This window comes from Microcoleus sp. FACHB-SPT15 (assembly GCF_014849525.1).
GTDB classification, from domain to species: Bacteria; Cyanobacteriota; Cyanobacteriia; order Cyanobacteriales; family Coleofasciculaceae; genus Symplocastrum; species Symplocastrum torsivum.
The window spans coordinates 246,503-273,487 of sequence record NZ_JACJNU010000062.1 but is presented as its reverse complement, the minus strand read 5'-3'; the positions used below and the strand labels follow the sequence as shown (position 1 = coordinate 273,487).

Below are 26,985 nucleotides of genomic sequence, written 5' to 3'. Positions count from 1 at the left end.
AGCTGATCACACTTATAGGCGCAGCATGGTCACCACTACAGAAAAGACAAACACTGGTCGTATCACCAGAATCATTGGTCCCGTTGTCGATATTGAGTTTCCTCGCGGTAAAATGCCGCAGATTTACAACGCCTTGAAAATCGAAGGCACAAATGAAGCAGGACAAGATGTTTCTGTGACCTGCGAAGTGCAGCAATTATTGGGCGACAACCAGGTACGAGCCGTTGCCATGAGTACCACGGACGGTCTAGTACGTGGGATGGAAGTCGTTGATACTGGTGCTGCCATTAGTGTGCCAGTAGGCACTGCTACCTTGGGTCGGATTTTCAACGTGCTGGGTGAACCTGTAGACAACAAAGGCCCCGTTAATGCCGAGGAAACTTCCCCAATTCACCGTTCTGCTCCGAAGCTGGTTGATCTAGAAACCAAGCCTTCTGTCTTTGAAACCGGGATTAAAGTGATCGACTTGCTGACACCCTATCGTCGCGGCGGCAAAATTGGTCTCTTTGGCGGTGCAGGTGTTGGTAAGACCGTAATCATGATGGAGCTGATCAACAACATTGCTACCAATCATGGTGGTGTGTCGGTGTTCGGCGGTGTGGGTGAGCGCACTCGCGAGGGAAATGACCTCTACAACGAAATGATCGAGTCAGGGGTTATCAACAAAGACAATCCCTCCGAATCCAAAATTGCGCTGGTTTATGGTCAGATGAACGAGCCACCTGGAGCCAGAATGCGGGTTGGTCTTTCTGCTCTAACGATGGCCGAGTACTTCCGGGATGTGAACAAACAGGACGTGCTACTGTTCATCGACAATATCTTCCGATTTGTGCAAGCAGGTTCGGAAGTATCGGCGCTACTCGGACGGATGCCTTCAGCGGTGGGATATCAGCCAACGTTGGGAACTGATATGGGGGATTTGCAAGAGCGGATTACCTCAACCAAGGAAGGCTCGATTACCTCGATTCAAGCTGTTTATGTACCTGCTGACGACTTAACCGACCCCGCACCTGCAACCACCTTTGCTCACTTGGATGGAACCACAGTGTTGTCTCGTGGCTTGGCAGCTAAAGGTATTTACCCTGCGGTTGACCCACTAGATTCAGCATCTACAATGTTGCAGCCTGCTATTGTTGGTGAAGAACATTACGGTACTGCTCGTGCTGTCCAGTCAACTCTACAGCGGTATAAAGAACTTCAGGACATCATCGCAATCTTAGGTCTGGATGAATTGTCTGAAGATGACCGTCTGATTGTGGCGCGGGCGCGGAAACTGGAGCGCTTCTTGTCGCAACCGTTCTTTGTAGCGGAAGTGTTTACGGGTTCTCCTGGGAAGTATGTGAAGCTGGAAGATACCCTAAAAGGCTTCGATATGATTCTGTCTGGGGAACTAGACCCTCTGCCGGAGCAAGCGTTCTACATGGTCGGCAGTATTGATGAAGCGGTCGCCAAAGCCGAGAAAATCAAGTCAGGCAGCTAATCAATCTGTCTTTACTTAAATGAGTAGAGTGGGCATTGTCTCACTCTACCAACAACAAACAACAAACAACAAACAACTAACAACAAACAACTAACTGATGACCTTAACTGTTCGTATAGTTGCTCCCGACAAAACAGTCTGGGATTCTGAGGCAGAGGAAGTTATTCTGCCTAGTACTACTGGTCAGTTGGGAATATTGACTGGTCATGCTCCTTTGTTATCGGCTTTGGATATTGGTGTCATGCGAGTTCGCCCTGGCAAAGACTGGGTTGCGATCGCGTTGATGGGTGGATTTGCCGAAGTCGAAAATGATGAAGTAACGATTCTTGTCAATGGTGCTGAACGAGGAGACACGATTGAACGTGAAGCCGCACGGGAAGCTTACACCCAAGCGCAGACTCGCCTCAATCAAGTCCAAAACAGCGACAATCGCCAAGAGAAGATTCAGGCGACTCAAGCCCTGAAAAGAGCACGCGCTCGCTTTCAAGCCTCTGGTGGGATGATTTGAACGTAAAAAACAAAAAGGCAAAAGGAAGAAAAATTTTCTCTCTTTTGCCTTTTGTATTTCACCTTTTACCTTGATTATGCACTGCCAGTAAAGGTAACTTCTGGAAACTTTGATTGAGCTTCAGACATTGGACGACGCCGACCTTCCTCTTGCCAGTAGTTAATCACTTCTGTGGCTTTGTTAAGTAGCTCAACGCGATCCGTTTCATCAATCCAGTGCTTTTTTTCCAGCTCGTCTTTTAGTTGATCCCACGCATCAGCACGAGGCCAGAAAAAGTAGGAAGTCAGCGGGCTAGTGCCTTTGCCTACTACTTGATCAACTGCTAGGGCAACGTTCTCATCCAACCAAAGAACTTTTAAAATAAATTTCGACAATCACACCTCCAAGGACACCCAAGCTTCCTTCGATTACATTACAACTCTTAATCTTAACCTACGGTTCAAGCAACTGAGAAATAATGTAGGGCAGATGTCAAAAGCCTTGGCGACAAGAGAGCAAAAAGCTTTAGCACTTGGCAAAATGTACAAGTTCGTTTGAGAACTATTCTCCTACTGCGTTTTCTAAAATATCAGCCGATTTGAGATTTGCAACGTGACGAATCCAACAGCAACAACACCTACTGCCAACTCAAGCGCGATCGTTGTTTTCGACATTGATGGTGTTGTGCGTGATGTGGGTGGTTCTTACCGACGTGCGCTCGCTGATACAGTAGAGCATTTCACGGGGGGCGCTTATCGACCATCCTCGATAGAAATTGATGACTTAAAAGCAGAGGGGATTTGGAACAACGATTGGGAAGGATCTCAGGAGCTAGTTTACCGCTACTTTGAAGCTCAGGGTCAGGAGCGATCGCAAATTGCTCTCGACTATGACACCCTTGTTGCCTTCTTTCAGTCTCGCTACCGAGGACCAAATCCGGAAAATTGGACAGGATATATCTGCACTGAACCACTGCTCTTACAGCCTCGCTACCTAGAGAACTTAACAGAGGCAGGAATCTTGTGGGGCTTTTTTAGCGGTGCGACACGAGGTTCAGCGACTTATGTATTAGAAAAACGCCTCGGTCTTCAGTCGCCAGTCCTCCTTGCAATGGAAGATGCTCCAGGTAAGCCTGACCCCACGGGTTTAGTCGCAACAATTGAGCAGATCAAACAGCGATATCCAGTTGTCGGTGAGATATCAGTTATCTACGTGGGGGACACCGTAGCAGATATGTACACCATTGAGAAAGCTAAAGCTTTATATCCTGAACGCCGTTGGATTGGTGTTGGTATCCTACCGCCTCACGTTCAGGAAACAGGAGAACGCCGCACTGCCTATGAGGAAATCCTCAAAGAAGCGGGTGCTGTTGTCGTTTTCAGCAATGTTGAACAGTTGAATGCTGACCAGATTCAGCGATTGGTCATTAACTCATCCCACGCCTAAAGGATATTGGATTTCGGGTTGGTTGTTATTAGTTGTTTATAAGCTGTTCAGCATTTAAATCACTTATTTAGATTCGCTGTCAAGATTCAGGCGTAAGGGTTTGGTGTTTTGCTAATACCCAGTTTAAATGCTTAACAGCTTATTTTTTTGTACAAACAACCAATGACTCAAATCAGCAGTTTAAAGGCTCTTTAGCTTAGGATAGTCCCCAAATCGCTTGATCAAGGGAACACTTATTCAAGTGATACTCTTCGTTGGAAATTGTCTGAGTGTCTAACAATCTCTTGTAATGGCTCAGTTCATGCTGATACTGCCACTCCCGATCTAAGTATCGCTTCCCAGCTTCTAGAGCCTCCGCAATACTGGCAAACAGGCCCCCTCCCAGTTGAATTTCTGGGCTATCTTGAGGACGAAGACATCTGTAGGTGTAACCGTTTGAGTGTTCGATTGGGCAAACAAAGAAGCTTCTGTAGCTCACCCCTTTGTTGTAAAGGTATTTCTTTTCAATCATGTCTGAATCTCCTAGTTTTCAGTGGACTTTTAGCCGTAATTTTCCTAAATTAGTTATTCGCTTGATGAATACGATGACCAATCCAGTCGGCGTTTTCTCGGAGGAGATGCAGAATACTCCCACGAATCAAAACATCAATGCGTAACCGCTGTTCCTTGGTGAGGAATAGGGAATTTGGTTTCTTCAGTTGTTTCTGTTCAATCTCCATAACCTTGCAGTCAGCAGGGATATGCTTAAGAACATGATTAACTAACTTTTGGCGTAATTCCTCAATCGAGAAGGCAGCTTGATAAGGGTGTTCTGGATAATCTGCCAAAACTTTGTCAATTTCTTGGATTACAAGATGCTTTTGAGTCAGGAACATGTGACTTTTTTACTTAACAGCAACTTTTCCTGCCTCAGACACCAGAGGTTCAGATTACTACAACCCTTTTCTCAGGCCGAGGCAGGTACAACGAAGCGAACAGATACCAGCCAAGGACACTGAAAGAGTTCACGCATATTAGTAGAAAATGCTGACTCTTCAGTCTCCTCTCAATGCCTACGAAGTTAGCTGACGGGCTAGGACTGAGAGATGTCCCTTTCTTCTTTGTCTCCTACTTTAAGAAGAGATAAGGTCAGAAATAAGCCCCAAGATTTGGTTCCTCCGCTCCAGCGATCGCATTACAGTTTAGTGAATGTTGTAAATGCAAGACTGGATTAGGCTGACTTACTGAATTTGGTTTTGCTATCTTAGCACCTTACCTGAGGGGAGAAAATCTTTCGTGAGATGTAAATTTCTCAAGAGTACAATGTTGCCCAAATTGACATTTAGGTAACAAGAACCTGTGTTTTATCACACTGACCTCGGTTTTAATGAAGTGCCTCTATCGCTGTCCTGATTATTCACTGACTTACTCACCTAGCTACATTTCCCCTAGAAGACACACGCCCTTCCTTAAGAAGCCCAGGACACCCAACGATTACTTAACCAATAGCTGAGTTTTGAACAGCCACAATTCCTTTGTTGCCAGATACCTTTGAGCGAATTGAACGATCAATGCACATTTTGCCGTAGCTTAATGCCTCATCAAGAGTATAAAAGCAGAACGGTTCACTGTAGACTTGTCCTGACGGGTCAACATAGTCAACTGCGATACGGTTCAGCTCTTTTTTGATGAGCAGACTCCATTCTTTATAAGTCATCGTCTTAGCCTTTGTTAATCTGTAGGGGTTTACAAGATGAGACAGGCAGGAGCATAAGACTGTAACTGAAAGTTACAGCCCTACACTTAGGAGACCCTTAAGACAACGGCTTAGATCAAGCTTGTGTCATAGGTACTCCTCCCAATGCCGACGGAGTTAGCTGACGGGCTAAGACTGGAAGGTGTCTCTCTCAAATTATGAGATTAGCCCCACGATTTGGTTCCTCCGCTCTAAGCTGGCTCTTACTCTACAACGATGGGTATGAGTACCAGACAAGATTAGGCTACCTAGTTCAATTAAATCAAACGTTAAAGGTTCCTGAATCTTTTTGTCAAGAGGTCAAGGCGTAAAATTTTTAGGAGCGATTAGAAGCCCCTCTCAGGAACAGACCTAACGCACGACGAACGTAGCCTTCCCACGATTCAGTAGTAGGTTGAAACATTAGTGCATAAAGCATAATCCCACTCATTACATCGAAGACTAGCCCAGGATCTAAATCTGCCTGAATTTCATGTCTCGCTTTTGCCCGTTCCAGCACAATAGCAAAGGCTTGTCGCCGAGGTTGTAGATACTTTGTCCTGTAAATTTCAGCAAACTGAGAGTTGCTTGATGCACTGCTGATAATCATTGCAACAGTCTGTCGCCCCAGAGAACTAAGCGTGGTGTGGGCAGCATTCTCGATTAACGCATCAATATCGCTCCAAAGATTACCAGTATCAGGAATTACAACATCTTGCCTTACACTCTCAATTGCATCAGCAACTAGTTCTTCTTTGCCGTTGTAGCGTCGATAGATGGTTGTCTTGCCCACGCCAGCGCGAGTTGCGATCGCATCAATACTCATCGCCTCAAAACCAACTTCCGCCAGCAATTCTAGGGTTGCTTGCAACATCGCTTGATGGGATTGAGTACTACGGGGTCTTCCCGGCAATTTTTTGGTGATATCACTCATGAGTGCTACCATTATTTACGAAACTGTTTCGTATTGAAATAGATCAGCCGATAAGACAATGTCCCGCCCTCACTACACGGACAAAAATAGCATTCAGACTCTTCGGGATGGGCTAGAGGAATACTATGCTCTAAATCCGAACGTCACCGATCCGAGAAAACTGCCTCCGGAGTTTGCAAAAATTTTGCTGGCGCATGATGTTTCACACGTTGTATACGGTTGTGATACAGGTATGTATGACGAACTCAAGATTCTCCCACTAACTTGGTGGACTAGCAACTACAAGTTTCGTGATCACCTACGCACAATCAAAGATCCAACTATCAGCCCTGCGATTCGTGTGATGTACGACGACTTGATAAAAGAGCATGGGGTGATCTGGTTATATGCCTCTATCTTCTTTGTATTGCCGCAACTGTTGCCAGAATTGATTTCAATGTGGTCAAAGTCACGTAAGCGGGAGTGCTTTGTGCCGTTTCTCGATTTTGAACCATTGCTTGATCGTTCACTTTTAGAGATTCGTCAAGAATTCGACCTTTTGCCTTTCCTAAAATAGGTTACTTTTGCTTGTGCCTTCTGCCGTTTGCCATATCAGCTGTACCAGAGGGATTCAATTTTTTTAGCAACGGCTTGTGCCTCAGTTACCTGTTGAGAGTCCAATCGAACGGTGACATGACCTAATTTGCGTCCGGGACGGGATTCAGTTTTCCCGTACCAATGTACAAAAGCCCCAGGCAGACTCGCTAACTCTTGCCGTTTGTCGAGGTAGTCACTCTGGGAGTGTTCATAACCTAAAAGATTTACCATGACGGCACCAGCACAATTCAGTGCAGGGCTTCCCAAGGGTAAACCTGTAACTGCCCGCAGTTGCTGTTCAAACTGAGACGTTTCACAAGCATCAAGGGTAAAGTGCCCGGAATTATGAGTGCGCGGCGACACTTCATTGACTAATACCTTGCCACTCGTAGTGAGAAAAAGTTCAATCCCAAAGACTCCGACAGCATCAAGACTGTTGAGAAGGGTTTGTGCGATCGCCTTAATCTCTTCTACAACACTTAAGCTAATCTCAGCCGGAACAATAACACGACGACAAACTTGTTCTTCCTGCTGAGTTTCTACCACCGGGTAAACCACCACATCCCCAGTAACAGAACGTGCAGCAATCACCGCTAACTCTCGTTCAAAAGGAATAAACTTCTCTAGGAGTACAGGCGCATATCCTAGCTTTTTCCAAATCTCCTGTAAGTCAGTGCTAGTTTTAGCAATGAACGTGCCTTGCCCATCATAGCCGTGGCGTCGCGCCTTGAGGACGAGCGGAAACTCTAACTCGCTTAGGTTCATTGGTGCAAGAGAGGATGCAGGAGACACTAATTCCTCATTGCCAACGTCTCCCGCAAGTGTCATAAACTCTGGCTGAGGTAAGCCAATATCTTCGAGGTAGCAGCGTTGATCATACTTATCCAAAAGCGGTGCTAAGGCTTCTAGGCGTGGGCGAAAGCAAACACCCTGCTGTGCCAACGGCATCAAAGCTGGCAGATTAATAAATTCGTTTTCAAACGTAATGACATCACAACGAGACGCAACTTCGCCAGTCGCAGCAGCATCATCAATTGGGGCAAAAATTGTGTCTGAAGCAATTGCCACTGCTGGATCTGTAGGATGGGGGGTTTGTATTATTAGTTCAATTCCCAAAGCCTTAGCTGCACCCGCCATCATCCAGGCAAGCTGCCCTCCACCAATCACACCCACACGCTTGATATTGCTAGGTGAACTTTCAGCGAGGCGGGTGGTTTGAATAGACTCTTGGTAAGATGGGGAGGCGTTAATCGGCGTGGATTTTGAAACCATAGTCTGTGTCTACCTTGTGCAAAGCGGCAATCTGCTACGCTCAATCATATTTACAATTATTAAACCTCAAATGAGAATTACATCTCTTTCGCTGTAGCCTGGGTTTTATTCAGCGATTTTGGCACACAGAATAAAAACTCCATGAACAGCATTTTTATAAGGGCTTATAGTCGATTATTACAAATAATTGTCAGGATATTTTGCAGATTAACAGGTAAGGGAGGAGGGAAATTTGCTAAGTTCCTCCCTAAAGACCAAAGATTTTTGATTCCTAATTATTGCGGCAATTTAAATTTTGAGGTGGATACAACCTATCCGATGGAATCCTCCGTTTGGTTAGCAGGAGTCTATGACGTTAAAACAACTAAATTTTTAAAAAAAGTTATCCATTCAGATGATGTAGTTCTTGATATTGGAGCGAATTGTGGTGCCCTCACCTTAGTCGCCGCTAGTTTAATCGATCAAGGAAAAATCTATGCCTTTGAACCAGCACCAGCAGTTCGTTCTAGGCTTCAAGGCAATGTAGAGCTAAATCCTAAACTCAAAGAGATTGTAACGGTTTTGCCCTATGGAGTTGGACGACAGCAATACAAAGGCTTTTATAACGAAGATCCAAATTATAGAGGCAACGGTTCTCTGCATGGACAACAGGGAATTGCTGTAGAAGTAGTTTCTCTAGATGAATGGGTCGCTCTTGAAAAACTAGACAAGATAGATTTGATTAAGATTGATGTTGAAGGAATGGAATATGATGTGCTACTAGGGGGTAAAGCTGTCCTAGAGAAATACCATCCGATTCTCTATTTTGAAACCCTTGAATTATTCTTTGAAACCGGTTCCCATAGCATTAAAACAACCTATGAATTCCTTTCTAGCTTAGGGTATAGGATTATCTATCCTACAACCTCGTACTCAGAAATTCCCTTCGAGGGGCCTTATCCCCCTAATTCAGTTGCAATTCATTCAAGCCAAGCCGCCAGACTAAGAAAATAGAGGGTAGTCTTTAACCGAATTGCTGTTACTGAACTAATAGACGTTAGATTATCTCATCGACATCCCAAAGAATCACGAGTCGTTACGCCTGTCTTAGAATTTACGCCAGATGCCTTAGCACAGAGTTCTTTGACTTGGGCACCATCCAGAATTGCGTCACTAAAGTCGGCACCACTGATGTCAGTACCGTTAAAGATAGAGCGCAGCAAGATGGCTTCACTCAATATGGCATCGCTTAAATCTGCGCCAGTCAAATTTACCTGATCTAACATTCCGTAAGTTAAATCCGCGCCGTGTAGATTTGCCTGAGTCATCACCGAGGCGCTAAAAATCGTTCCCCGCAAATCGGCATCAGCAAAGTTAGTTAACTCCAAATTGGCATTAGAAAACTCAGCTGTTCGTAAGCTTTGCCCTGAAAAGTCTTGGGCTTTTAGTTCTGCATTACTGTAGGACAGTGGAGGAGGATAGTCAGCCGCCTCTGCTGGAAAGGCATAGCATAGCGCAAGGAGCGTCAAGAGGAATGCAGCTAGTCGCCGAACAATCATCATTAATAAAACTTCATAAGTGGTATTTCAATCTTAATCAGAGATTTGCTACCAAATCCAATTGCCTAGTAGGGGCGCAAGGCTTTGCGCCCTTACCATATAGCGCATTTATGCGTAAGTCCGAATTAAATGCAGGGTGGACGCAAAGGACGAAAAGGTCACTCTCTAGGTAGGATACTTGTAGACGTTGTTTAACGAAAGTCATGCCACACTTCTTGTTGACTTGGCTACTTACGGCTTTAGCATTGGTAATTACAGCCAATCTGGTACAAGGATTTGCAATCACAAGTTTTTTTGCTGCCCTGGTGGCAGCAGTTGTTTTAGGCTTGCTCAATGCCATTGTCAAACCAATTTTGGTACTTCTGACCCTGCCTATCACATTTCTAACTTTAGGCTTGTTTTTGTTTGTTTTGAATGCCCTTACGATTTGGCTAGCGGGTTCTATCACGCCTGGTTTTGTGGTCAGTGGCTTCCTACCTGCTTTGTTGGGTTCGATCATTCTTACTATTGTTGCCAGCGTGCTTAATTTCGTGGTAGATCGAGTTTTCTAACTCGGTGGATTCAGTCCAGTTATATCAGCATCAAAGCCTAAATAGCCCCGTGGGGTAATCATCCAATCCTCATAGGTTCTGGTGCTTTGGTTGCCAATGAGAACTGTTGTTAGCATATCGATAGGGGCTTCTAGGAGCTTTGCCAACGTGGTGAGGGTAATCTGTTCGTCTTGTCGATAAGCAGCGCGAACGATCGCAACGGGTGTCATTGGGTCACGATACTTTAAGAAAATATCTCTAGCTGTGGCAATTTGTTGAGTGCGAGTTTGCGATCGCGGATTATACAAAGCTGTAATAAAATCCGCTTGGGCAGCAGCGGTGAGGCGCTTTTCAATCACCTCCCAAGGCGTTAACAAATCACTCAAGCTAATGGCGCAGAAGTCATGCATCAATGGCGCACCGACACGAGAAGCCGCTGATTGCAAGGCTGTGATTCCGGGAAACACCTGCACACCGGGAGTTTTACCATCCCAACCACCAGCGCGAAGTTCTTCTAGCACCAACCCCGCCATGCCATAAATTCCACAATCTCCCGATGAAACAACGGCCACACTTAAGCCCCATTGTGCTAGCTCAATGGCTCGTTCGGCTCGTTGTCGTTCCTGAGTAATGGGTAACGCTTCCACAATTTGTCCTGGACGCAACAGAGGGGTAATTAAGTCAATGTAGAGCGAGTAACCAATCACAACATCAGCTTGGGATACAGCCGTTTGAGCTGCTGGTGTCATCTGGTCGAGTTGTCCTGGGCCTGTGCCAATGAGTAATAATTGACCAGTACGACCTGTATACTCTTGTTCTGATTGTGCGATCGCAACCGTTACTGCCCCTGGTTGTCCTTCTGCTTTAAAAATTTGTTTTTTCACCTGTAAAGGCGCAACACCTTGCACCCCAAAACTATTTGCAGCTAGCTGTGCTGAGGCTTCGGCAACACTGGGGGTTCCTACTTCTTTATCGACAATAGCAGAAGGATTCGGGACATCCACTGAACGGAGAACTTCAGCCGGAAAGGTGCGTAACGGCAAATTGCGATCGCGACACAATTGGACTAATCCCACTTCATCTGCTTTGATATCAATTGTGGCAAATCCTGCGATCGCACCTTCTGCTAAATGATGACTCCGACAAGTCTGCTGAATCGCTGTTTCGATCAATTGTTTTGATGTTCCTCGCTCACAGCCGATGCCTACCCACAACACTCGTGGGTGCCACTGAACTTTGGGTAAGTCTGATTCGGGGGAAAATTGTCGTTGTGTAGCGCTAATCCAAATTCTGGCTTTAGGCGGAATTGATTCTTCCCGATTTGTCGCCGTATATTCAGGAAATCCAAAGTGAAATGGATGTCCCTGAGGAAGATGCTCCTGCCATAAAGTTGAGCCGACTTCTTGAATTACCTGCACAGGTTCGCCTCGTGCAACTGTTGCACTAACAGCCGTCCAATCTCCCTCACCCCGTTGCCAACCAAAGGGAGCGCCCAAGATATCGACACCTGGCAAACCTAACCCAGCGCTTGCCCCTGTTAATACCGGAGTTGCGCCTAATTGAAGTGCGATCGCTTTTGCTAATTGGTCAGCCTTGCCTTGATGTCCACTGCATAAACTGATAACAAACTGACCATTTTCATCAATAACTACAACGGCTGGGTCAAGAGATTTATGTTCCAATAGAGGTGCAATCAACCGCACGACTGCCCCAGTTGCCAGACAGAACACAAAGGCGCGGTGGTGATGCCACAGTTGCGCGACGTGAGCTTTGAGTGAACCCGTATAAACCTGAGCTTGTGCGATCGCGCTTAGGGACTCTGGTACCCAAAGCGTTGCCCCTGTGGTTTGACTTAGCGATTGCAGTCTATGGGCGGCATTGGGAGTTGTTGCGATCGCAGCTATGGGTTGAAATTCACGCCACACTAACGGCATTACCAGTCTTCTTCGTCGTAGTCTTCATCGTCATCATAATAGACTTGGGTTTTTATCCGTTAGGCAAAAGCAACCAATGATTCGGTAATAAAATCCTGCTACCTGCCCAAAGGGCGAACGATTGTTCTGTGTTGCCCAAGTGGCTCTCCCTTCCTGGTTATGCATTGCCCTTAGGCAGTACGTTTGGGCAATTGAGCAAAGCTTTCTGAGTAGATTTCAACTGCCATGTTTTCATCATCACGAGTAGCAAGCGATCGCTTTACCTGACCTAAAAAAAGCGGCTTGGAAACCCCAGGTTCGGGATGGAGAATGGTACGTGCTCGAATCGTGAGTTGGTTATCTACGCCACTCACTCGCCCATAGGAAAACAAATCACTAGCCGCTTGGCGGAGAGTTGCTTCCAGTTCCGTTTCTGTAATTTCTTTCGGAACAACGATGACAGTTTGAGCAGCACCAGTGTCGTAAACTACGTTAAACTTTACTGCTCCAGGAATCACCGTGCGGCTGAAAGGCACAATTGCCAGTGCAAATAAGCCAGTAGTAAGCACCCCTAAGAGTCCGGTAGCGCCCACCAGCCGAAACCGGAGACCCCATTTAAAGATAAAAGCGACTACGGTGATTACACCGCAGGCTAGGGTGAGAATACCTGCCCACTTAGTAAAGGTGAGAAAATCAGAAGTTGTTAGCATAGTTTTGATAACTTACGGCTACTTTAAGAGAAGCCACGGGTATATCTTCTTTAGAGTGTTGACTGTCTTCTATCCTATCAGTATCGCTTCTGTTGTATTGCATCAAATTGCTAACTAAAGAAGATTGCCTTATGTTTGTTTAGAATTGCTGGATCGAAGAGATAATGACTATAAGCTTAAATTATGACTCTTCATTTCTAAATTTCCTATCTCTAAAAATAGCTACATTGATTAGATAATTACTTACTTTTTTTCTAATTCCCAAAGCATATTCGCAAGCTTAGGAGAACTAGTTACTATTTTATAGTCTCCTTGCGCTGCAATTTTTTCTAGCCATTTTCTGTGCCCATCAAGATTAAAGAAGAATATATCGCTAAAATCCCCAGAAAGTTGAGGTATAAAGACTTCAGATTGTGAAGGATAACTCATACCGCAATTGGTGCATAGAGGATTGATGATAAGACTGACATTTGGCTTCAGTAAATAGCTAAGAGTTAGTAGGTCACCCGTTTGGCTATCACTAATTAATAGGGGATTTGGAGATTGATTGATGATTTCAGCTACTACAGGAAGACGATTACTATAGTATTTAGTCCACCAAATCTCGGACTCTAGACTAATTACGCATGAAACAACTCCACCGGATACGACTAAAAATAGGATGGTTTGCCATAACTTTTGCTGCCAATTGTTAATGAGGTTAGCACCTAGTTTAGTGGCAATAGTATAAGTGACAGTAAGCTGGATACCCAGAAAATACGGAAATAAATACCGACCAATAGTTGAGCGTGTTCCTCCTAAAAATACATCGGACAGAGCTAAAGGAACTCCTAGACAACCCGTTAAAATCACGACAAACAGCCAAGTTTGTTTGGATGTAGAGCGACTGAGAAAATAGAAAGAATATCCAACTAATAATAAAAGAGCTAGAGCAGAGAGATAGAATATAGCTTTAGAAACGAAGGGATTGGTTGATTCATAATTCCAATCAATAAAAATACGAGCAAGGTTACGAATCCATTCCCGAATTAAATCCTGTAGAGTCATGTTGTTAGCTGTCCAAGCCGTTGTCGTTTGGATTTTTGATAAACCCTGGACAACAACCAAAAGCCAAGGAAGAAAGAGTAGAAGAGTTGCAAGTGAAGCAAGTAGGTAGGCAATAAATATTTTACTTGCTCTGAATCTTTCAACCGCAGCTACATAGAGTCCATGTCCAACTAACACAAAACCAGAAAATAAAAACGTATAAATACTAGTTAGCGCCGTAAATGCATAAATCGCCCAACTTCCTTTAGTTTTAAGCCGCATGGCTCGCAAAAGAGCTGCACTCGACAGTAAGATTGTTACTGTCCATAAACTATATTGACGTGCTTCCTGTGCATATAGTACCTGTATCGGTGAGATAGCGATTAATCCAATAGCGATCGCGCCTGTCAGGGATGATTGAAATAGCTCTAGGCATAGCCAATAGATAGCAGGGAAGGATAGTAAACTGATGAAAGCAGAAAGGCTTCTTCTTACTGCTACAGAATCACCAAACCACTTCATCCAAAAGCTTGCCATCAAATAATAAAGTGGAGGATGTTGAGCGTCTTCAGTTGCAAAGTTCTGGACTATCTTGCTTACCCCTCGCTCAGGATTAGGACGCTGAAATCTCTGTAGAGTCTCGCTAGTAATAATCTGATTTTTGGAGAGGAATTGTACAGCTTCTGCCTCTGTATAACCTGAGACTCGTAAAGACGTGTGAGTTTCGTCGTACCAATAAATTTTTTTATCTATATTGGCAAATCTAAAAAATACACCGAGGACGAGTAAGGTGATCAAGAGAAAACTCAAGCTAGTTGGAATCACACCTAGGGTATGGGTATATTTTTTATTCACTAGAGTAAATTACCTGGTTTTAATCTGCCTCAAGTGAATTATATTTTTCCCAATTCCAATCGTCGATGATTTTAATACTAGAGACTTAAATTGGGGATTTTGTTCTGCCTTTCTTTGTGAAAAATTCGCTGGCGACTAAATAATTAGGACAAATAATCTACCAGGTGTTCCGGTAGGAATTTTGAGAAAGAGTTATAGCAGTTAGCAGTTAAATTAGATACAGTTAAAGGCTGTCAAACAAGCGCGACTAACCAGGAAAACAAAAAAGCTGATGGCTGATAGCTGACTGCTAACTGCTGTACTGGTTAAGGCGATCGCTCTAGTGTCCTCACCGTCAAAACCTGTGGTGGTGTTGAATCAGGAGGATAGAGAAAGTCTACCTCTACCGATCTGCGATCGCCTGGTAGCATATTCAGCCTTACCAAGGGTTCCCCTTGTTGTCCACGTCGCTGTACCAAATGGACATAGCGAGTTTGAGAAACACCTCGATCATCTTTGTAGGTAACTTGAACCGTTCCTCGGAAGAATACTGGCTGATCGGGGGGTTCCAGAAAACGCAGTCCCTCATCACGATTTTCTTGTTGGAGAGGTGTTTGGATTGCCAACGTCACAGTTTGAGTCCGTCTGGTTTTGTTGACGAGTGGCAAGGTGAGGTTATAGTGAACCCCATAATTCCCGTGAGCGAGATAGGCTGTATCTGGGTAGCGTACTAGCATGGGCGCACTCTGAACCTGGCTAGTACCCAACGTTGCCATATTGACGGTACTAATCGGGTAAGAAAAAGCTTCGCCCCGTTCAGGAATCCGGAGTTCCTTGTCACCGGAACTATCTACCAGTTCGGTACGCCATTCGGAACCTTGAGCAACACCAGCAACGCGACCGTAAATGATATCATCATCGGCTTGCTCCAGGGGTGTCGGTGGGAGATCGCGTGGTGCTGCCAAATTGCCGTTCTCTAGTAGTCTCTGCCATTCCTCTCGTATTGGTGGGCGATAGGGAGAAGAACGAGTAGTGCGATCGCCTTTGGTTTCAGGATTAGGACGACCATACATCGCTAGACTTGCCATGTAAACGGGGCCATTACTCCGCAACCGCATTAAGGTAGAGCGAGCATTCCCAAGTGCGATCGGTAAATTGAATAACATCTCACTTTGCTTGGGGGGAATCACAATCTGAGAGGGAAAATTGGATTGATGAATCCCACGCAAAACATCATTCATCAACCGGGAACCTGGCCCCGCGTAGACTGTACCGGAAGGATTCTCAACATAAGACGGTAAATCAATAAACGGTGCATCTGGATTCGTGACATAACTCACCGCTTGCAAGATATCCACCTTAATCGGCTTTGTGCCTGGATTATACACAATCACCCCCAGATACATCGGTTGCGTATCTCTTGGCGTTCTTGCTCTGGCTATGTGATGAGCAAACAGATCAAATCGCCCATCCAGTGGCAAATTTAAGTGAGCTGCTGGGACAGCTTTATCATTAGGGGGAAAGGTCGAAAGCAAAATTCCTTCTCGTTGTACAACTTCAGGACTATTGCTGTTAAACACAGGCACGCGATCAAGTTGCCCTGGTAAAGCACGTACTTCTTGAGGTTGCACCACTTCCTTCAATTCAATAGGAGTGGGTGGAGGGACAGGAATAGCTTGAGCAAGGGTGAAAATTGGCAATAAAGGTAACATGCACGGATAACTCGTTAACTCACACACACCAAGAAACAAAGTGAAGCGGAAGTCCGCTCACCACATCCCGGAACCAGAGGGTTCTGGGCTTTATTAGGCGGCTAGGCAATCAGCTCTAGACTGATTTCCCCAATTGCCGAAACATAATTTTACAGTCCTAGGGAAGGTGTAGGAAGTGCTAAATCGTTATGTAGTGTTTCTCTGATGTAAGCGATAGCGGCATTCAAATAGATTAAACACCAAACTTAGTACAGCCTCGCAGAAGTTTTTCAGAGGTTCCCAAACAGATGAGAAGATTGGGAGATGGGGAGGCTTTGATAAGGTTTAGGTTTTAAGAATATCGCTTCTTGTGGTCAGTCCAGCGGGTATTTTTGCTTTCATTGGAAGGCACCCGTTGGAGATCATTTAGGAAAAGCTATGCTTACGCTTGCTATCGCAGTACTTATTGTTCTGTTAGGTTCAGGGTTGTGTTCTAGTGTAGAAACAGCACTATTTTCAGTCTCTCCCATAAAAGTCCGACAGCTAGCGCAGTCAAATAAACCTTCAGCGATAGCACTCCTGGCGATTCGGGAAAAAATGAATCGACCGATTGCGACGATTGTGATTCTCAATAATCTGTTTAATATTGTTGGCAGTATTGCGATCGCAAAAATCGCCGATTCAGTATTTGGAGCTACAGGGTTAGGTTTATTTTCAGGATTCCTGACTTTCCTGATTATAATTTTTGGTGAAATTATCCCGAAAACGTTGGGTGAGCGCCATGCCGAGCGATTAGCCCTATTAGCCGCCCTCCCTGTGAAAGGGATTACCTTTCTATTTATCCCCCTCGTGTGGATTTTGGAAAAGGTTACGGCGCCCTTTACCAAAAGCATAAAACGACCGACAACGAACGAGGCGGAAATCAAGTTGTTGGTAAATATCGGGTATCAGGAAGGAATTATTGAGGACAATGAAGCGGAAATGATCCAACGGGTCTTCCGGTTGAACGATATAACAGTAGCTGACTTGATGACCCCTCGGATGGCGCTAACCTATTTACGCGGCACTCTAACTTTAGCTGAATGCCAACAAGACATTATTGCCTCGCAACACACCCGGATTATTGTGACGGAAGACTCGCTCGATCAAGTGATGGGATTCGCCTTAAAAGATGAGTTGCTAACAGCGATGGTTGAAGGGAAAAACGATCAACTTGTCGCTACTCTAACCCGTCAAGTTCGCTTTGTCCCTGAGATGGTTCGGGCAGACCAACTGCTCAAAGTCTTCCTGAGTACCCGCGAACATCTTGTCGTAGTGGTAGATGAATATGGGATTGTCTGTGGTGTCGTAACGCTGGAAGATGTACTTGAGGTGCTAACAGGTGAGATTGTTGATGAGACCGATAGGAGCATTGACCTTCGCGAGATTGCCCGGAAGAAACAAGAAAGAATGTTGCAGGGGAGGAAATTGGAGCTTTAAGGCTATTTAATTGTTCGCGATATTTCTGAGTTAAGGCGAGTCTTCCAGTGTTCTAATCGTCAAAACCTGTGGTGGTGTTGAATCTGGAGGGTAGAGAAAGTCTACCTGCACTAGACGTTGGTCAGATGGCGGCATTTTCAGCGTCACCAAAGGTTCACCCATCTGTCCTCGCCGTTGTACCAAATGCAGATACCGAGTCTGAGGCGAACCCGCATCGTCGTTGTAGCGCACTCGAACAGTACCCCGGAAGAAGACTTGTTTCGCTGGTGGCTCAAAAAAGCGTAACCCTTGCCGCAGTTGGTCTTCTTTAATGGGTGTCTGGAAGGTGAGGGCAACGGTTTGAGTCTTGCGGGTGGGATTAACTAGGGGTAACGTGAGGCTATAGTGTACGCCGTAGTTTCCATGAGCGAAGTAGGCGGTATCTGGATAACGAACTAGCATTCTTGCACTCTGGCTTTGACCCGTGCCCAAGGTACCACGAGGAAGGGTACTTAACCCGTAGGAAAAGGCTTGTCCTGATTCAGGAATTGTCAGGGTTCGGGCGGTTGGACTATCAACTAACTCGGCTTTCCACGCAGAACCTTGAGCGACACCTGCTACACGACCATAAATGATTTGTCCTGTGGTTGTTTCAGGAGGAGTGGGAACGCGATCGCGTGGAGTTGCCAACTCACCTTTCTCTAATACCTCTTGCCATTCTTCCAAGCTTGGTGCCCGTTCATTTCCAGCCGCATCAACTGGTGCATATCGGGCAAGACTAGCCGCATACACCGTACCACTACTTCGCAAACGCATCAATGTCGAACGACCATTGAGTGGTGGTTCTAAACCCCGAACGGGAATCGGTAGATTCAGCAATAGTTGACTTGAACGAGGTGGAATTACTACCTGAGAAGGAAAATCGGATTGCCGACGCGATCGCAAAATATCACTCATCACACGGCTACCTGGCCCGGCATAAACCCTACCAGAAGCATTATTCACTTGAGATGGCAACTCAATAAACGGTGCATCAGGCTGACTTAGGTAACTTGCCGCCTGTAAGACATCTACCGTTACGGGTTCAGTCCCCGGATTGTACAGAATAACCCCTAGATAAAGAGTACGCAAATCCTCCGGTGTCGGTGCTTTCGCAACATGATGAGCAAAAATATCAAAGCGTCCCCGGAACGGAAAATTTAAGTGAGCATTAGGACTGCCCTTGCCATCAGGGGGAAACGTAGACAGTAAAATCCCCTCTGTCTGCACCAGTTCAGGGCTATTGCTATTGAATACCGGGACATTATCTAGTTGGCCTGGAATTGCACGCACTTGTTGTGGCTGCACAATTTCTATTGGTGGTGTTGGAGTGGGAGTTGGTGCTGGGGTAGCTTGAGCAAGGCTAAAAACTGGCAAAAACGGCAGCATAAGGTGATGAGGCGAGATTTAATCACAGAGATACTAAGATACAACGAGTTGGCTCAACCTCAGGCTTACTCTCATCAAAGCATTCTCTGAACTTGTAAAGACGCAATTCAACAGCCCAGGTTTCAAGCTAATCCAACGGGATTCGATTTTCGAGGTAAGTAATTAGAAGAAATAGGGGAGGAGTCAGGAGTTGTAGAAGTAGTGCCTCCGGCACCGTTGCGCTAACAGAATTCCTTGTCTAGACGACGATGCTAATACCAAATTCAAACTGAACTCCTGAACTCCTGACTCCTGACTCCTGAACTCCTACGTTCTTCTATTCAACTCCACCTCAGCTTACAAGTGGTTGAACAAGCTGCCCAAGTGCTATACCTAAACTTGTATATCAATACAATTTTCATCCGTGGTGATGGGTGCTTCACCAATGACGACCATTTGGCTAATCAGGTTCAACACTTCAACTGATACTCCAGAACTAGTCCAACGATAAGGCTTTACAAATAGCTTCTCAGGAGAATTGAATAATGAGGCTGGTATTTAGTCGAACCCGCGCCCGGATTTTAGTGTGTCTAGGTGCCTTCTTACTAGCTTTGTTGAGTAGCCTACTTTTGGGTACAAAACCCAGTCCTGCTCAATCTCAAGCTATCACCAGCTCACCACCAGTAGAAATTACACAAGGCTGGGAATATCGGTGGGGAGACTCCCCTGTTGATGAAGGCGGTATTCCTCTTTGGACGAAAGAGAACCGTTCTAGTTCCGAATGGAAGCCATTAAAGTTTGGTGAAAAACTCGAAAAACCCAATCAAGAGACTAATATTGCTTGGTTGCGCGTTCGCGTACCAGAAGGTCGGTGGCAAGCTCCAACGCTATATCAAAAATCTCCTAATATTTACCAAAAAGCTAGTTCTCTATTAGAGATTTATCTAGAAAGCCAGTTAATTACTAAAATTGCCTTCTTAGACTCATCAGATTACTTAAGTCCACGGGTAAATGCGTTTGACTTTATCCCTCTAATGCCTGATGTTTCAAATAAAAACTTATTCTTTAAAATTTATGCGTCTAATCCAGATTCTGTTATCAAACAAGCAAAGAAATTACTCATAGGTTCCCACAAGGATTTAGTTCAAAGTTTTCTCAGGAAAAATATTAACACCATTGTCAACTTAACTTTAGGGGGGTTTTATACCTTAACTGGAATTGTGATAATCTTATTAAGTTCTAAGAGCTTAAATAAAATAACTTATTTGTCGTTCGGGCTTCTAGCAATTTCTACAGGATTATCCACTTTTGCTAATAGTGGCAATGTTGATTTTGTTGTTGAACAAGTTCAATGGGGTTTTTTAGGAGTAGGAGATAAAACAGGACTCTTATCTTTATTATTAATACCTGGTTTTGTCTGTGCATTTTTTGAGCAAGTTCTGGGTAGTGGCTACAAAGCTATAATCCAACGAATGTCCCAAGTTTATCTAGTCTGTACTCCTATATTTTTTGTGCTGTCTGCACTATGTATTACAGGAAACGGTAACAAGCTCATTTGGGATTTGTTTCGTTTGTCATTCTCAGGACATTTTTTGATGTTGTTGGCAACCATTCTTGTTATCCTAAGTCATAGCTTTTTCTTTATTTTTAAGGGTAACAACGAAGCCAAAGTATTCTCGATAGGATTTATAATTTTAACCTGTTGTTTTTCAGTTGACATTGTCTCGTTTACATTTCAAAAGTACCTTGCAGACCTAAGATTTTTACAGCATAACTTCTTTTATTTAGGAATGCTGATTTTTATTATCTTGCTAGGATGGATTGTGCAACGCCGATTCATTGAAGCAAGTAAGCGTTTGCAATCTTATGCGACAGAACTGGAAGCAAAAAATGCTGCCTTGCAACAAGGAAACAAGCTTAAAGATGAGTTTTTAGCCAATACCTCTCATGAACTCCGTACTCCCCTTAATGGCATCATTGGCATTGCTGAGTCACTGGTAGATGGAGCTACAGGCACTCTTCCGAAAGAAACTGTTTTCAATCTCTCCTTGATTGTCTCTAGTGGTAGAAGATTGACGCAACTAGTTAACGATTTACTAGATTTCTCGAAGCTTAAACACAAAAATATCTCTCTTCAAATCAAACCTATCGGAATGCGAGAGATTACTGATGTCGTTTTGATGCTTTCTCAACCTCTGATTGGTCAAAAATCTTTGCAGTTGGTTAATTCAATTAGCTCAGATGTTCCCTTAGTTGACGCTGATGAAAATAGAGTTCAACAAATTCTGCACAATCTTATCTGTAATGCAATTAAGTTCAGCGAGGTAGGCGTTGTTGAAGTATCAGCTTCTGTGGTAAAGGATTACCTAGAAATTACTATCTCAGATGCTGGTATCGGTATTCAAGCTGATAAACTAGACAGAATTTTTGAAGCCTTTGAACAAGCAGACGGTTCAATTGGGAGAGAATATGGTGGCACGGGTTTAGGCTTAGCCGTTACTAAGCAGCTAGTGCAATTACATGGAGGAGAAATTCGGGTTGTGTCTCAACCAGGGAAGGGTTCACAATTTACCTTCACTCTGCCACTATCCAAAGCAACGTTATCAGCAACGTCTTTTGAGGCTCCTTCAACTGTCTCAAAGCTTTTAGAGATGAACAGAGAGAAATTGATTGAGGCAGATGTCTCTCTAATGATTGATGATGAACCTTTGGTCAATTCTGAAGCTTTAACCCCAAAAGCAGCAGGATTCCACATCTTAATTGTGGATGATGAACCAATTAACCTTCAGGTGCTAGCGAATCATCTTTCTCTACAAAATTATCAGCTTACTCAAGCATCTGATGGTAGGGAAGCATTAGCGTTAATTCAACAAGGTTTCAAGCCTGATCTGGTTTTACTGGATGTGATGATGCCAAGGATGACAGGTTACGAAGTCTGTCAAAAAATCCGTGAACACTTTCCGGCTACAGAACTACCTATTGTGCTATTGACGGCACAAAATCAAGTGTCAGACTTAGTAGAAGGCTTTAGTTCTGGTGCGAATGACTATCTGACAAAACCGATATCGAAAAATGAACTGCTAGCGCGAATTAAAACTCACATTCAGCTCTCGAAAATTAACATTGCCTATAGTCGCTTTGTGCCACGCGAGTTTCTGGAGTTTCTAAAACGGGAAAGTATTGTTGATGTCCAGTTAGGCGACCAAGTACAGCAAGAAATGACGATTTTATTTTCCGATATTCGCTCGTTTACGACGCTTTCGGAAAATATGTCTCCCAAGGAAAATTTCGATTTCCTCAATGACTACTTGAAGAGAGTGGGGCCTGTTATCCGCAACAACAAGGGTTTTATTGATAAGTACATTGGGGATGCGGTGATGGCGTTATTTCCTCAAACACCGGATGATGCCCTACAAGCTGCGATCGCAATGCAACAGCAAGTCTTACTGTTTAATTTAGAACGACAAGCCGAAGACTATCCATCACTTGCGATCGGTGTTGGCTTACATACAGGCAGTTTGATGCTGGGTACGATTGGCGAAGAACAGCGAATGGAAAGCACAGTGATTGCTGATGCTGTGAATCTTGCCTCGCGTTTGGAAGGCTTGACGAAGATTTATGGTGTAGGCATCCTGATTAGCGAACAAACGTTGTCTCAACTGAATAACCCAGAACAGTATAGCCATCGCTATCTTGGACAAGTACTCGTGAAAGGGAAGAAGGCACCTGTTGCCGTCTTTGAAGTCTATGAGGGAGAGTCGGATGCGGTAAAGACACTCAAAACGCAAACCCGTAGTGAGTTTGAACGAGGTGTTGAACTCTATGAACTAGAAAAATTTGAGCAAGCCCAGGCTGTCTTTGAGTCTATCTTGGAGAAGAATGAGCAAGATAAACCAGCAAGGCTTTATATTGAGCGATCGCAAAATGCTCAAAGCGCTAGAAAAGATGGTAGTTGGGAGGAAGCTGAAACCCATCAGGAGAATCGATAGTTGCAGTATTTAGAGGGTGGATTTGCGTAAGTCCTGTACTGTGTTGAAAAGAGCGATAACTCCAAAATGAGGACTAGCTATGACTTGGAAGCGCTATTTTTTACTATTCATGGCGCTCTTACTAATTGCACTTTCCTGGTGGCGTGTAGCAGCAGCAGAGACAGGGTTGATTGTGCGATCGCTAAAACGAGATGAAGTCCCACTGTTGTACGTTGCACCACAAACCACACAAAAAGTACCGGGTGTCCTCGTAGCACATGGGTTTGCTGGTTCTAAACAGTTGATGCTCGGTTACGCGCAGGTACTAGCACACGCGGGTTATGCCGTGATGCTTTGGGATTTCGCAGGACATGGAGCGAATGCTACCCCCTTAGGGCAGCTTTCACTTGAGCAAGACCTAAATGTCGCATATGCCGCCCTCATCGAGCAATCCGAGGTTGATACTGCACGTTTAGCGCTTTTGGGTCATTCAATGGGTAGTGGTGCAGTGATGTCAGCAGGCATAAGCAATGTTGAGCGCTTTGCCGCTACCGTAGCCATCTCGCCAACAGGCGCATCCGTTACGCCTGTCGCTCCCCGCAACCTCTTACTACAAGCAGGGAGTTGGGAGGGAGGCTTTGTTGAGAATGCCCAGAGGCTATTGCTAGCAGCAGGTGGAGAGAATGAGAACTTGGCTAAAGGACGAGGGCGATCGCTCATCATTATTCCCAAGGCTGAACACATCACCATTCTCTTCCGTGATGCCAGTCACCAAGCTGCCTTGAGATGGCTTGATGCTACGTTCGGAGTATCACGCACTAGCTACTATACTGATCGTCGGATGATTTGGTATGCCTTACACCTGCTAGCTTGGCTGCTTGTGCTGGCTGCTGTTGCCCCTATCTTCGCTGAAAACGTGCTAGAAAGTCTGGTAAAAGTACACCCATTTAGACGTTGGTTTGGTCTAATTCTTTCCCCATTGCTGGCAAGCGGTGTCCTTACCTTGATTAGTCGGGTTGTGGCGATTGAGAATCTAGGTGGTGTACAAGTCGGTGGTGCCGTAGGCATCTGGTTCTTTCTCACAGGCTTGAGTTGGTTAGGTGTTCTCTGGTACCTCCCTCCTCCCACACCACGAGCAATTGGTTTAGGTGTAGTACTCTTTATCTTGCTTTGGACTGCTTTTGGAGCAATGGCACAGGTGCTTTGGTTGCAGTGGTTGTTAATTCCCCTACGCTTGAGGCTTTTCCCGTTGCTAGCACTTGCCTGTTTCCCGTGGTTTCTCGCCTCTGGCATGGCACAACAGGGTATCGGTATGGGCAAACGAGTCGTGTGGTGGCTTGGGCAAAGTTTGGCGTTGGTAGGAGGCTTTAGTTTGGTGCTTTACCTGCTGCCCCAACTGGGCTTTATCTTCCTCTTGCTACCGCTATTTCCTCTGCTAATGGCGATTTTCTCCTTCGCAGCTACTTTCTTGAACCAAGTGTGGAGCTATGCCTTGGGGTGTGCGCTCTTGTTCGGCTGGATGATTGCGGCAGCTTTCCCCCTAGGGGCTTAGGTTCAATGTCACTGACTTAAGCGACAAAGTAATCGCTCATAGAAAAACCCTGATTGGGGGGCTTCCCCCAAACCCCCTGCACAAGGTTTGATCGAGAGATGGCGAGGTTGAATTCATTCATTAAGTCAGTGCCATTCGGCTTAGGTTGTCACATCTTCAAGACTACAAAGAACCTTTGTAGAGACGTTCATGGAGCCTCTTGCAGAAGTATCTCTATTAACATTTATAGAAAGGGTGTTTTAAAGCCCGTAACTTGTCAAACTTCCTGTATTTCGCACTTGGGCAAGAGGTCTAGCCAATGGTTGAAACAATTATTGTCTTTCTCATCATTGCGCTGATTATTACTGGGATTTTGCTCAATCCTGTTTTTGTAAAACGACGACAAAGCCGCCTCAAACATCGTCCTTTTTCACCACTTTGGAGCGCTATTGTTGAAAATAATCTTCCGATTTACTCTTGTTTTACGCCTGCTGAACGTAGACGACTTCAGGGACATATTCAAGTCTTTTTAGCAGAAAAACAATTTATTGGTTGCGGAGGATTACAGGTAACAGAAGAAATGAAGCTGATTATTGCGGCTGTCGCCTGCTTGCTTCTGCTGAACGAGCGAGGGAAATACTTCCCTAAACTTCGTTCAATTCTAATTTATCCAAGCACGTATCTGGTTAATGAAACAACTTCTACAGGAAGTTATGTTGTTGAGGAAAGGCGTGTAGCAAGATTGGGAGAATCGTGGATAAATGACCAGTTGGTGTTGTCTTGGGAACAGGTAAAACAAGATACTTGCAACTGGAAGGATGGACATAATGTTGTACTTCATGAGTTTGCCCATCAGTTGGATCAAGAGGATGGTAAAGCTGAGGGCGTTCCGGTTTTGCTGAAAACCTCAGACTATCCTATTTGGGCTGATGTGATGACAGAAGAATATCAACGCCTTTGCGATGATGTTCAACGAGGTACAAAGACTGTTATGTATAGTTATGGCGCAACGAATCCCGCAGAATTTTTTGCTGTAGCGACTGAGACATTCTTTGAAAAACCGCAGCAATTGTTGAAGCAGCATCCAGCACTTTATGAGCAATTGCAACGCTACTATCAACTCGATCCTGTCCAATGGGTTTGAGGCAAGACAACCTCTCATGCAGGCGTGCCAGGTTGAATTTGATAGCGCTTACGGGTTGCGATCGCTAAAACCAATACTCCAAACGTAAGGATTCCTGCTAAATAAAGCGGATAAGTATAGGTTGCCGGATTCGATTGGCGAATCAGCATCCCAGCAATCACGGGGCCAAAGGCATTGGAAACGCTAAGATAAGATGCATTCAGCCCCAAAGCCGTTCCCTGATCTTCGGGTCGTGCATTCAATGAGATCAGCGCATTGATCATCGGTTGAACGAGTGAATTAAACAAGGAAAACAAAATACTCACACCCACGAAATAAAACACATTAGCCCAGATGGGCATTAATAAAAACGAAGTACTACGGACAAATAAGCCGAGAAACAGGATATGAACCAGATTAATTTTTTTAGTAAGAATAGAGACTCCCAAAGTCTGCATAAGAACACTGAGTACGCCAAAGGTCAAAAACATCAGGGTTAGCGATTCGTTTGTTTGATGTAATACCTGAATGAAGTAGGGTTGAAAGGCGTAGGTGAAGATAGTGAAGGTTGTACCAATCAAGAAGTTGATAATCAACAGAATTCCTACCTTCGGAAAGGCAAGACCTTTGATTAAGTTTTTTAGTCCTAAGTCAAACAAGTTGCCTGTTACAACATTTTTTGTTTGCAGACTTTCAGGTAGAAAGAAGATTGTAACCACCAGGGCAATTAGAGCGATCGCACCGGAAACCAAAAAAGCAGCACCTAAGGAGAACTGCTGGGCGAGCAAACTGAGTACAGGGCCCAGTACGAACCCTAACCCGAAGGCAGCCCCATTAATGCCAAAGCCTCTAGCTCGGTTCTCAGGCGTTGTGACATCTGAAATCACCGCTTGAGCAACCGAGGCATTGCCCCCGGTAATGCCATCCAGAAAACGAGCAAAGAACAGAACCCCTGCTGTCGAGGCAGTTCCGGCAATTAAATTCGCAACCACCGTTCCCAGGAGGCTAATCACCAGTAAGGGTTTGCGCCCAAAGCGATCGGAGAGTTTCCCAATCACCGGAGTGGCAAAGAATTGAGCAACTGAGTAAGCCGAGAACAACAAGCTCGTCTGGAAATCGTTTAGACCGAACTGCCTGCCGTATAGGTAGATAACGGGAATGAGAATGGTCAGACTGAGGGAATTAATCAGCGAAATTAGGGCAATAATCCAAAAGGTACGACTCATGCGGGCAGCGACAGACAGACTGTTCAAGAAGGCGCGTCATTCATCGTAGCCTTTTTAACTAGGTCTGGACTTACACCAAGCTTTCATCTGTAAGGCGTGTTAGCGAAGCGTAACGCCCCAT

At 44.9% G+C, this 26,985-nt stretch carries 23 protein-coding genes and 2 riboswitches; of the genes, 10 read left to right on the top strand and 13 right to left on the bottom strand.

Translation table 11 applies throughout. From position 1 onward, the window contains the following. Positions 1-25: 25 nt before the first annotated feature. Together atpD and atpC are read left to right on the top strand one after the other, a co-directional pair. A complete protein-coding gene (gene atpD / locus H6F98_RS25605) occupies positions 26-1,480 on the top strand; it encodes a F0F1 ATP synthase subunit beta (protein WP_192221536.1) in 1,455 nt (484 codons plus the stop codon). A gap of 97 nt (positions 1,481-1,577) precedes the next feature. After that, positions 1,578-1,988 carry an ATP synthase F1 subunit epsilon gene (gene atpC / locus H6F98_RS25600; RefSeq protein ID WP_192221535.1) on the top strand — a complete coding sequence of 137 codons (411 nt, stop codon included), beginning with the start codon at positions 1,578-1,580 and terminating at the stop codon, positions 1,986-1,988. A gap of 74 nt (positions 1,989-2,062) precedes the next feature. On the opposite strand, the gene H6F98_RS25595 is transcribed toward atpC, so the two are convergent. Further along, positions 2,063-2,362 (bottom strand): 30S ribosomal protein PSRP-3, encoded by a 300-nt coding sequence (locus H6F98_RS25595; protein ID WP_192221534.1) that lies wholly within the window; start codon positions 2,360-2,362, stop codon positions 2,063-2,065. A gap of 217 nt (positions 2,363-2,579) precedes the next feature. Between H6F98_RS25595 and H6F98_RS25590 the strand changes: the two genes are divergently transcribed. Continuing rightward, on the top strand, positions 2,580-3,413 hold the full coding sequence (locus tag H6F98_RS25590; RefSeq protein ID WP_192221533.1) for a TIGR01548 family HAD-type hydrolase: 834 nt from the start codon (positions 2,580-2,582) through the stop codon (positions 3,411-3,413). A 196-nt stretch (positions 3,414-3,609) separates the two neighbouring features. Here H6F98_RS25590 and H6F98_RS25585 read toward each other — a convergent pair whose 3' ends face one another. The 4 genes from H6F98_RS25585 to H6F98_RS25570 all read right to left on the bottom strand — a co-directional run bounded on the left by H6F98_RS25585 (position 3,610) and on the right by H6F98_RS25570 (position 6,061). After that, the gene (locus tag H6F98_RS25585; RefSeq protein ID WP_192221532.1) at positions 3,610-3,924 is read right to left on the bottom strand and encodes a hypothetical protein; all 315 of its coding nucleotides are present in this window, start codon (positions 3,922-3,924) and stop codon (positions 3,610-3,612) included. Positions 3,925-3,973: 49 nt separating this feature from the next. Continuing rightward, positions 3,974-4,288: a hypothetical protein gene (locus H6F98_RS25580; protein WP_192221531.1), complete on the bottom strand. Its 315-nt coding sequence runs from the start codon at positions 4,286-4,288 to the stop codon at positions 3,974-3,976. A 159-nt stretch (positions 4,289-4,447) separates the two neighbouring features. Further along, positions 4,448-4,605: riboswitch (cyclic di-AMP (ydaO/yuaA leader) on the bottom strand. A gap of 285 nt (positions 4,606-4,890) precedes the next feature. Beyond that, complete coding sequence (locus tag H6F98_RS25575) at positions 4,891-5,109, bottom strand: hypothetical protein (RefSeq protein ID WP_192221530.1); 219 nt, start codon at positions 5,107-5,109, stop codon at positions 4,891-4,893. Positions 5,110-5,239: 130 nt separating this feature from the next. Then, positions 5,240-5,360, bottom strand: a riboswitch (cyclic di-AMP (ydaO/yuaA leader). 104 nt (positions 5,361-5,464) lie between these two features. Next, positions 5,465-6,061 (bottom strand): TetR/AcrR family transcriptional regulator, encoded by a 597-nt coding sequence (locus H6F98_RS25570; protein WP_192221529.1) that lies wholly within the window; start codon positions 6,059-6,061, stop codon positions 5,465-5,467. A gap of 58 nt (positions 6,062-6,119) precedes the next feature. Between H6F98_RS25570 and H6F98_RS25565 the strand changes: the two genes are divergently transcribed. Beyond that, entirely contained in the window at positions 6,120-6,617 is a 498-nt protein-coding gene (locus tag H6F98_RS25565; protein WP_192221528.1) for a hypothetical protein, read from the top strand. 35 nt (positions 6,618-6,652) lie between these two features. On the opposite strand, the gene H6F98_RS25560 is transcribed toward H6F98_RS25565, so the two are convergent. After that, positions 6,653-7,909 (bottom strand): 5-(carboxyamino)imidazole ribonucleotide synthase, encoded by a 1,257-nt coding sequence (locus H6F98_RS25560; RefSeq protein WP_192221527.1) that lies wholly within the window; start codon positions 7,907-7,909, stop codon positions 6,653-6,655. A gap of 300 nt (positions 7,910-8,209) precedes the next feature. On the opposite strand from H6F98_RS25560, the gene H6F98_RS25555 reads away from it, so the two are divergent. Beyond that, positions 8,210-8,902 carry an FkbM family methyltransferase gene (locus H6F98_RS25555; RefSeq protein ID WP_192221526.1) on the top strand — a complete coding sequence of 231 codons (693 nt, stop codon included), beginning with the start codon at positions 8,210-8,212 and terminating at the stop codon, positions 8,900-8,902. A gap of 53 nt (positions 8,903-8,955) precedes the next feature. Here H6F98_RS25555 and H6F98_RS25550 read toward each other — a convergent pair whose 3' ends face one another. Continuing rightward, complete coding sequence (locus tag H6F98_RS25550; protein ID WP_396813387.1) at positions 8,956-9,450, bottom strand: pentapeptide repeat-containing protein; 495 nt, start codon at positions 9,448-9,450, stop codon at positions 8,956-8,958. A gap of 200 nt (positions 9,451-9,650) precedes the next feature. Between H6F98_RS25550 and H6F98_RS25545 the strand changes: the two genes are divergently transcribed. Further along, the gene (locus H6F98_RS25545) at positions 9,651-9,998 is read left to right on the top strand and encodes a phage holin family protein (protein ID WP_192221525.1); all 348 of its coding nucleotides are present in this window, start codon (positions 9,651-9,653) and stop codon (positions 9,996-9,998) included. On the opposite strand, the gene cobJ is transcribed toward H6F98_RS25545, so the two are convergent. The 4 genes from cobJ to H6F98_RS25525 form a co-directional block, all read right to left on the bottom strand. Next, on the bottom strand, positions 9,995-11,911 hold the full coding sequence (cobJ, locus tag H6F98_RS25540) for a precorrin-3B C(17)-methyltransferase (RefSeq protein ID WP_192221524.1): 1,917 nt from the start codon (positions 11,909-11,911) through the stop codon (positions 9,995-9,997). The two genes, H6F98_RS25545 and cobJ, sit on opposite strands and share 4 nt — an antisense overlap. A 170-nt stretch (positions 11,912-12,081) precedes the next feature. Further along, the gene (locus H6F98_RS25535) at positions 12,082-12,600 is read right to left on the bottom strand and encodes a Ycf51 family protein (RefSeq protein WP_192221523.1); all 519 of its coding nucleotides are present in this window, start codon (positions 12,598-12,600) and stop codon (positions 12,082-12,084) included. A 243-nt stretch (positions 12,601-12,843) separates the two neighbouring features. Next, positions 12,844-14,481 (bottom strand): glycosyltransferase family 39 protein, encoded by a 1,638-nt coding sequence (locus tag H6F98_RS25530; RefSeq protein ID WP_192221522.1) that lies wholly within the window; start codon positions 14,479-14,481, stop codon positions 12,844-12,846. Positions 14,482-14,786: 305 nt separating this feature from the next. Then, the gene (locus H6F98_RS25525; protein ID WP_192221521.1) at positions 14,787-16,172 is read right to left on the bottom strand and encodes a DUF3370 domain-containing protein; all 1,386 of its coding nucleotides are present in this window, start codon (positions 16,170-16,172) and stop codon (positions 14,787-14,789) included. Positions 16,173-16,589: 417 nt separating this feature from the next. Here H6F98_RS25525 and H6F98_RS25520 point away from each other — a divergent pair, with 417 nt between their 5' ends. Then, entirely contained in the window at positions 16,590-17,630 is a 1,041-nt protein-coding gene (locus H6F98_RS25520) for a hemolysin family protein (protein WP_192221520.1), read from the top strand. Positions 17,631-17,660: 30 nt separating this feature from the next. Here the strand turns inward: H6F98_RS25520 and H6F98_RS25515 are convergent, their stop codons facing one another. After that, complete coding sequence (locus tag H6F98_RS25515; protein WP_192221519.1) at positions 17,661-19,037, bottom strand: DUF3370 domain-containing protein; 1,377 nt, start codon at positions 19,035-19,037, stop codon at positions 17,661-17,663. A 524-nt stretch (positions 19,038-19,561) separates the two neighbouring features. Here H6F98_RS25515 and H6F98_RS25510 point away from each other — a divergent pair. The 3 genes from H6F98_RS25510 to H6F98_RS25500 all read left to right on the top strand — a co-directional run bounded on the left by H6F98_RS25510 (position 19,562) and on the right by H6F98_RS25500 (position 25,659). Further along, positions 19,562-23,005, top strand: coding sequence for a response regulator (locus tag H6F98_RS25510; RefSeq protein WP_192221518.1), 3,444 nt, complete (start codon positions 19,562-19,564; stop codon positions 23,003-23,005). Positions 23,006-23,084: 79 nt separating this feature from the next. Continuing rightward, positions 23,085-24,536 carry an alpha/beta fold hydrolase gene (locus tag H6F98_RS25505; RefSeq protein ID WP_192221517.1) on the top strand — a complete coding sequence of 484 codons (1,452 nt, stop codon included), beginning with the start codon at positions 23,085-23,087 and terminating at the stop codon, positions 24,534-24,536. Between the two features lie 298 nt (positions 24,537-24,834). Then, complete coding sequence (locus H6F98_RS25500; RefSeq protein ID WP_192221516.1) at positions 24,835-25,659, top strand: zinc-dependent peptidase; 825 nt, start codon at positions 24,835-24,837, stop codon at positions 25,657-25,659. Positions 25,660-25,673: 14 nt separating this feature from the next. Here the strand turns inward: H6F98_RS25500 and H6F98_RS25495 are convergent, their stop codons facing one another. Further along, complete coding sequence (locus H6F98_RS25495) at positions 25,674-26,891, bottom strand: MFS transporter (RefSeq protein ID WP_242058692.1); 1,218 nt, start codon at positions 26,889-26,891, stop codon at positions 25,674-25,676. Positions 26,892-26,985 lie beyond the last annotated feature (94 nt).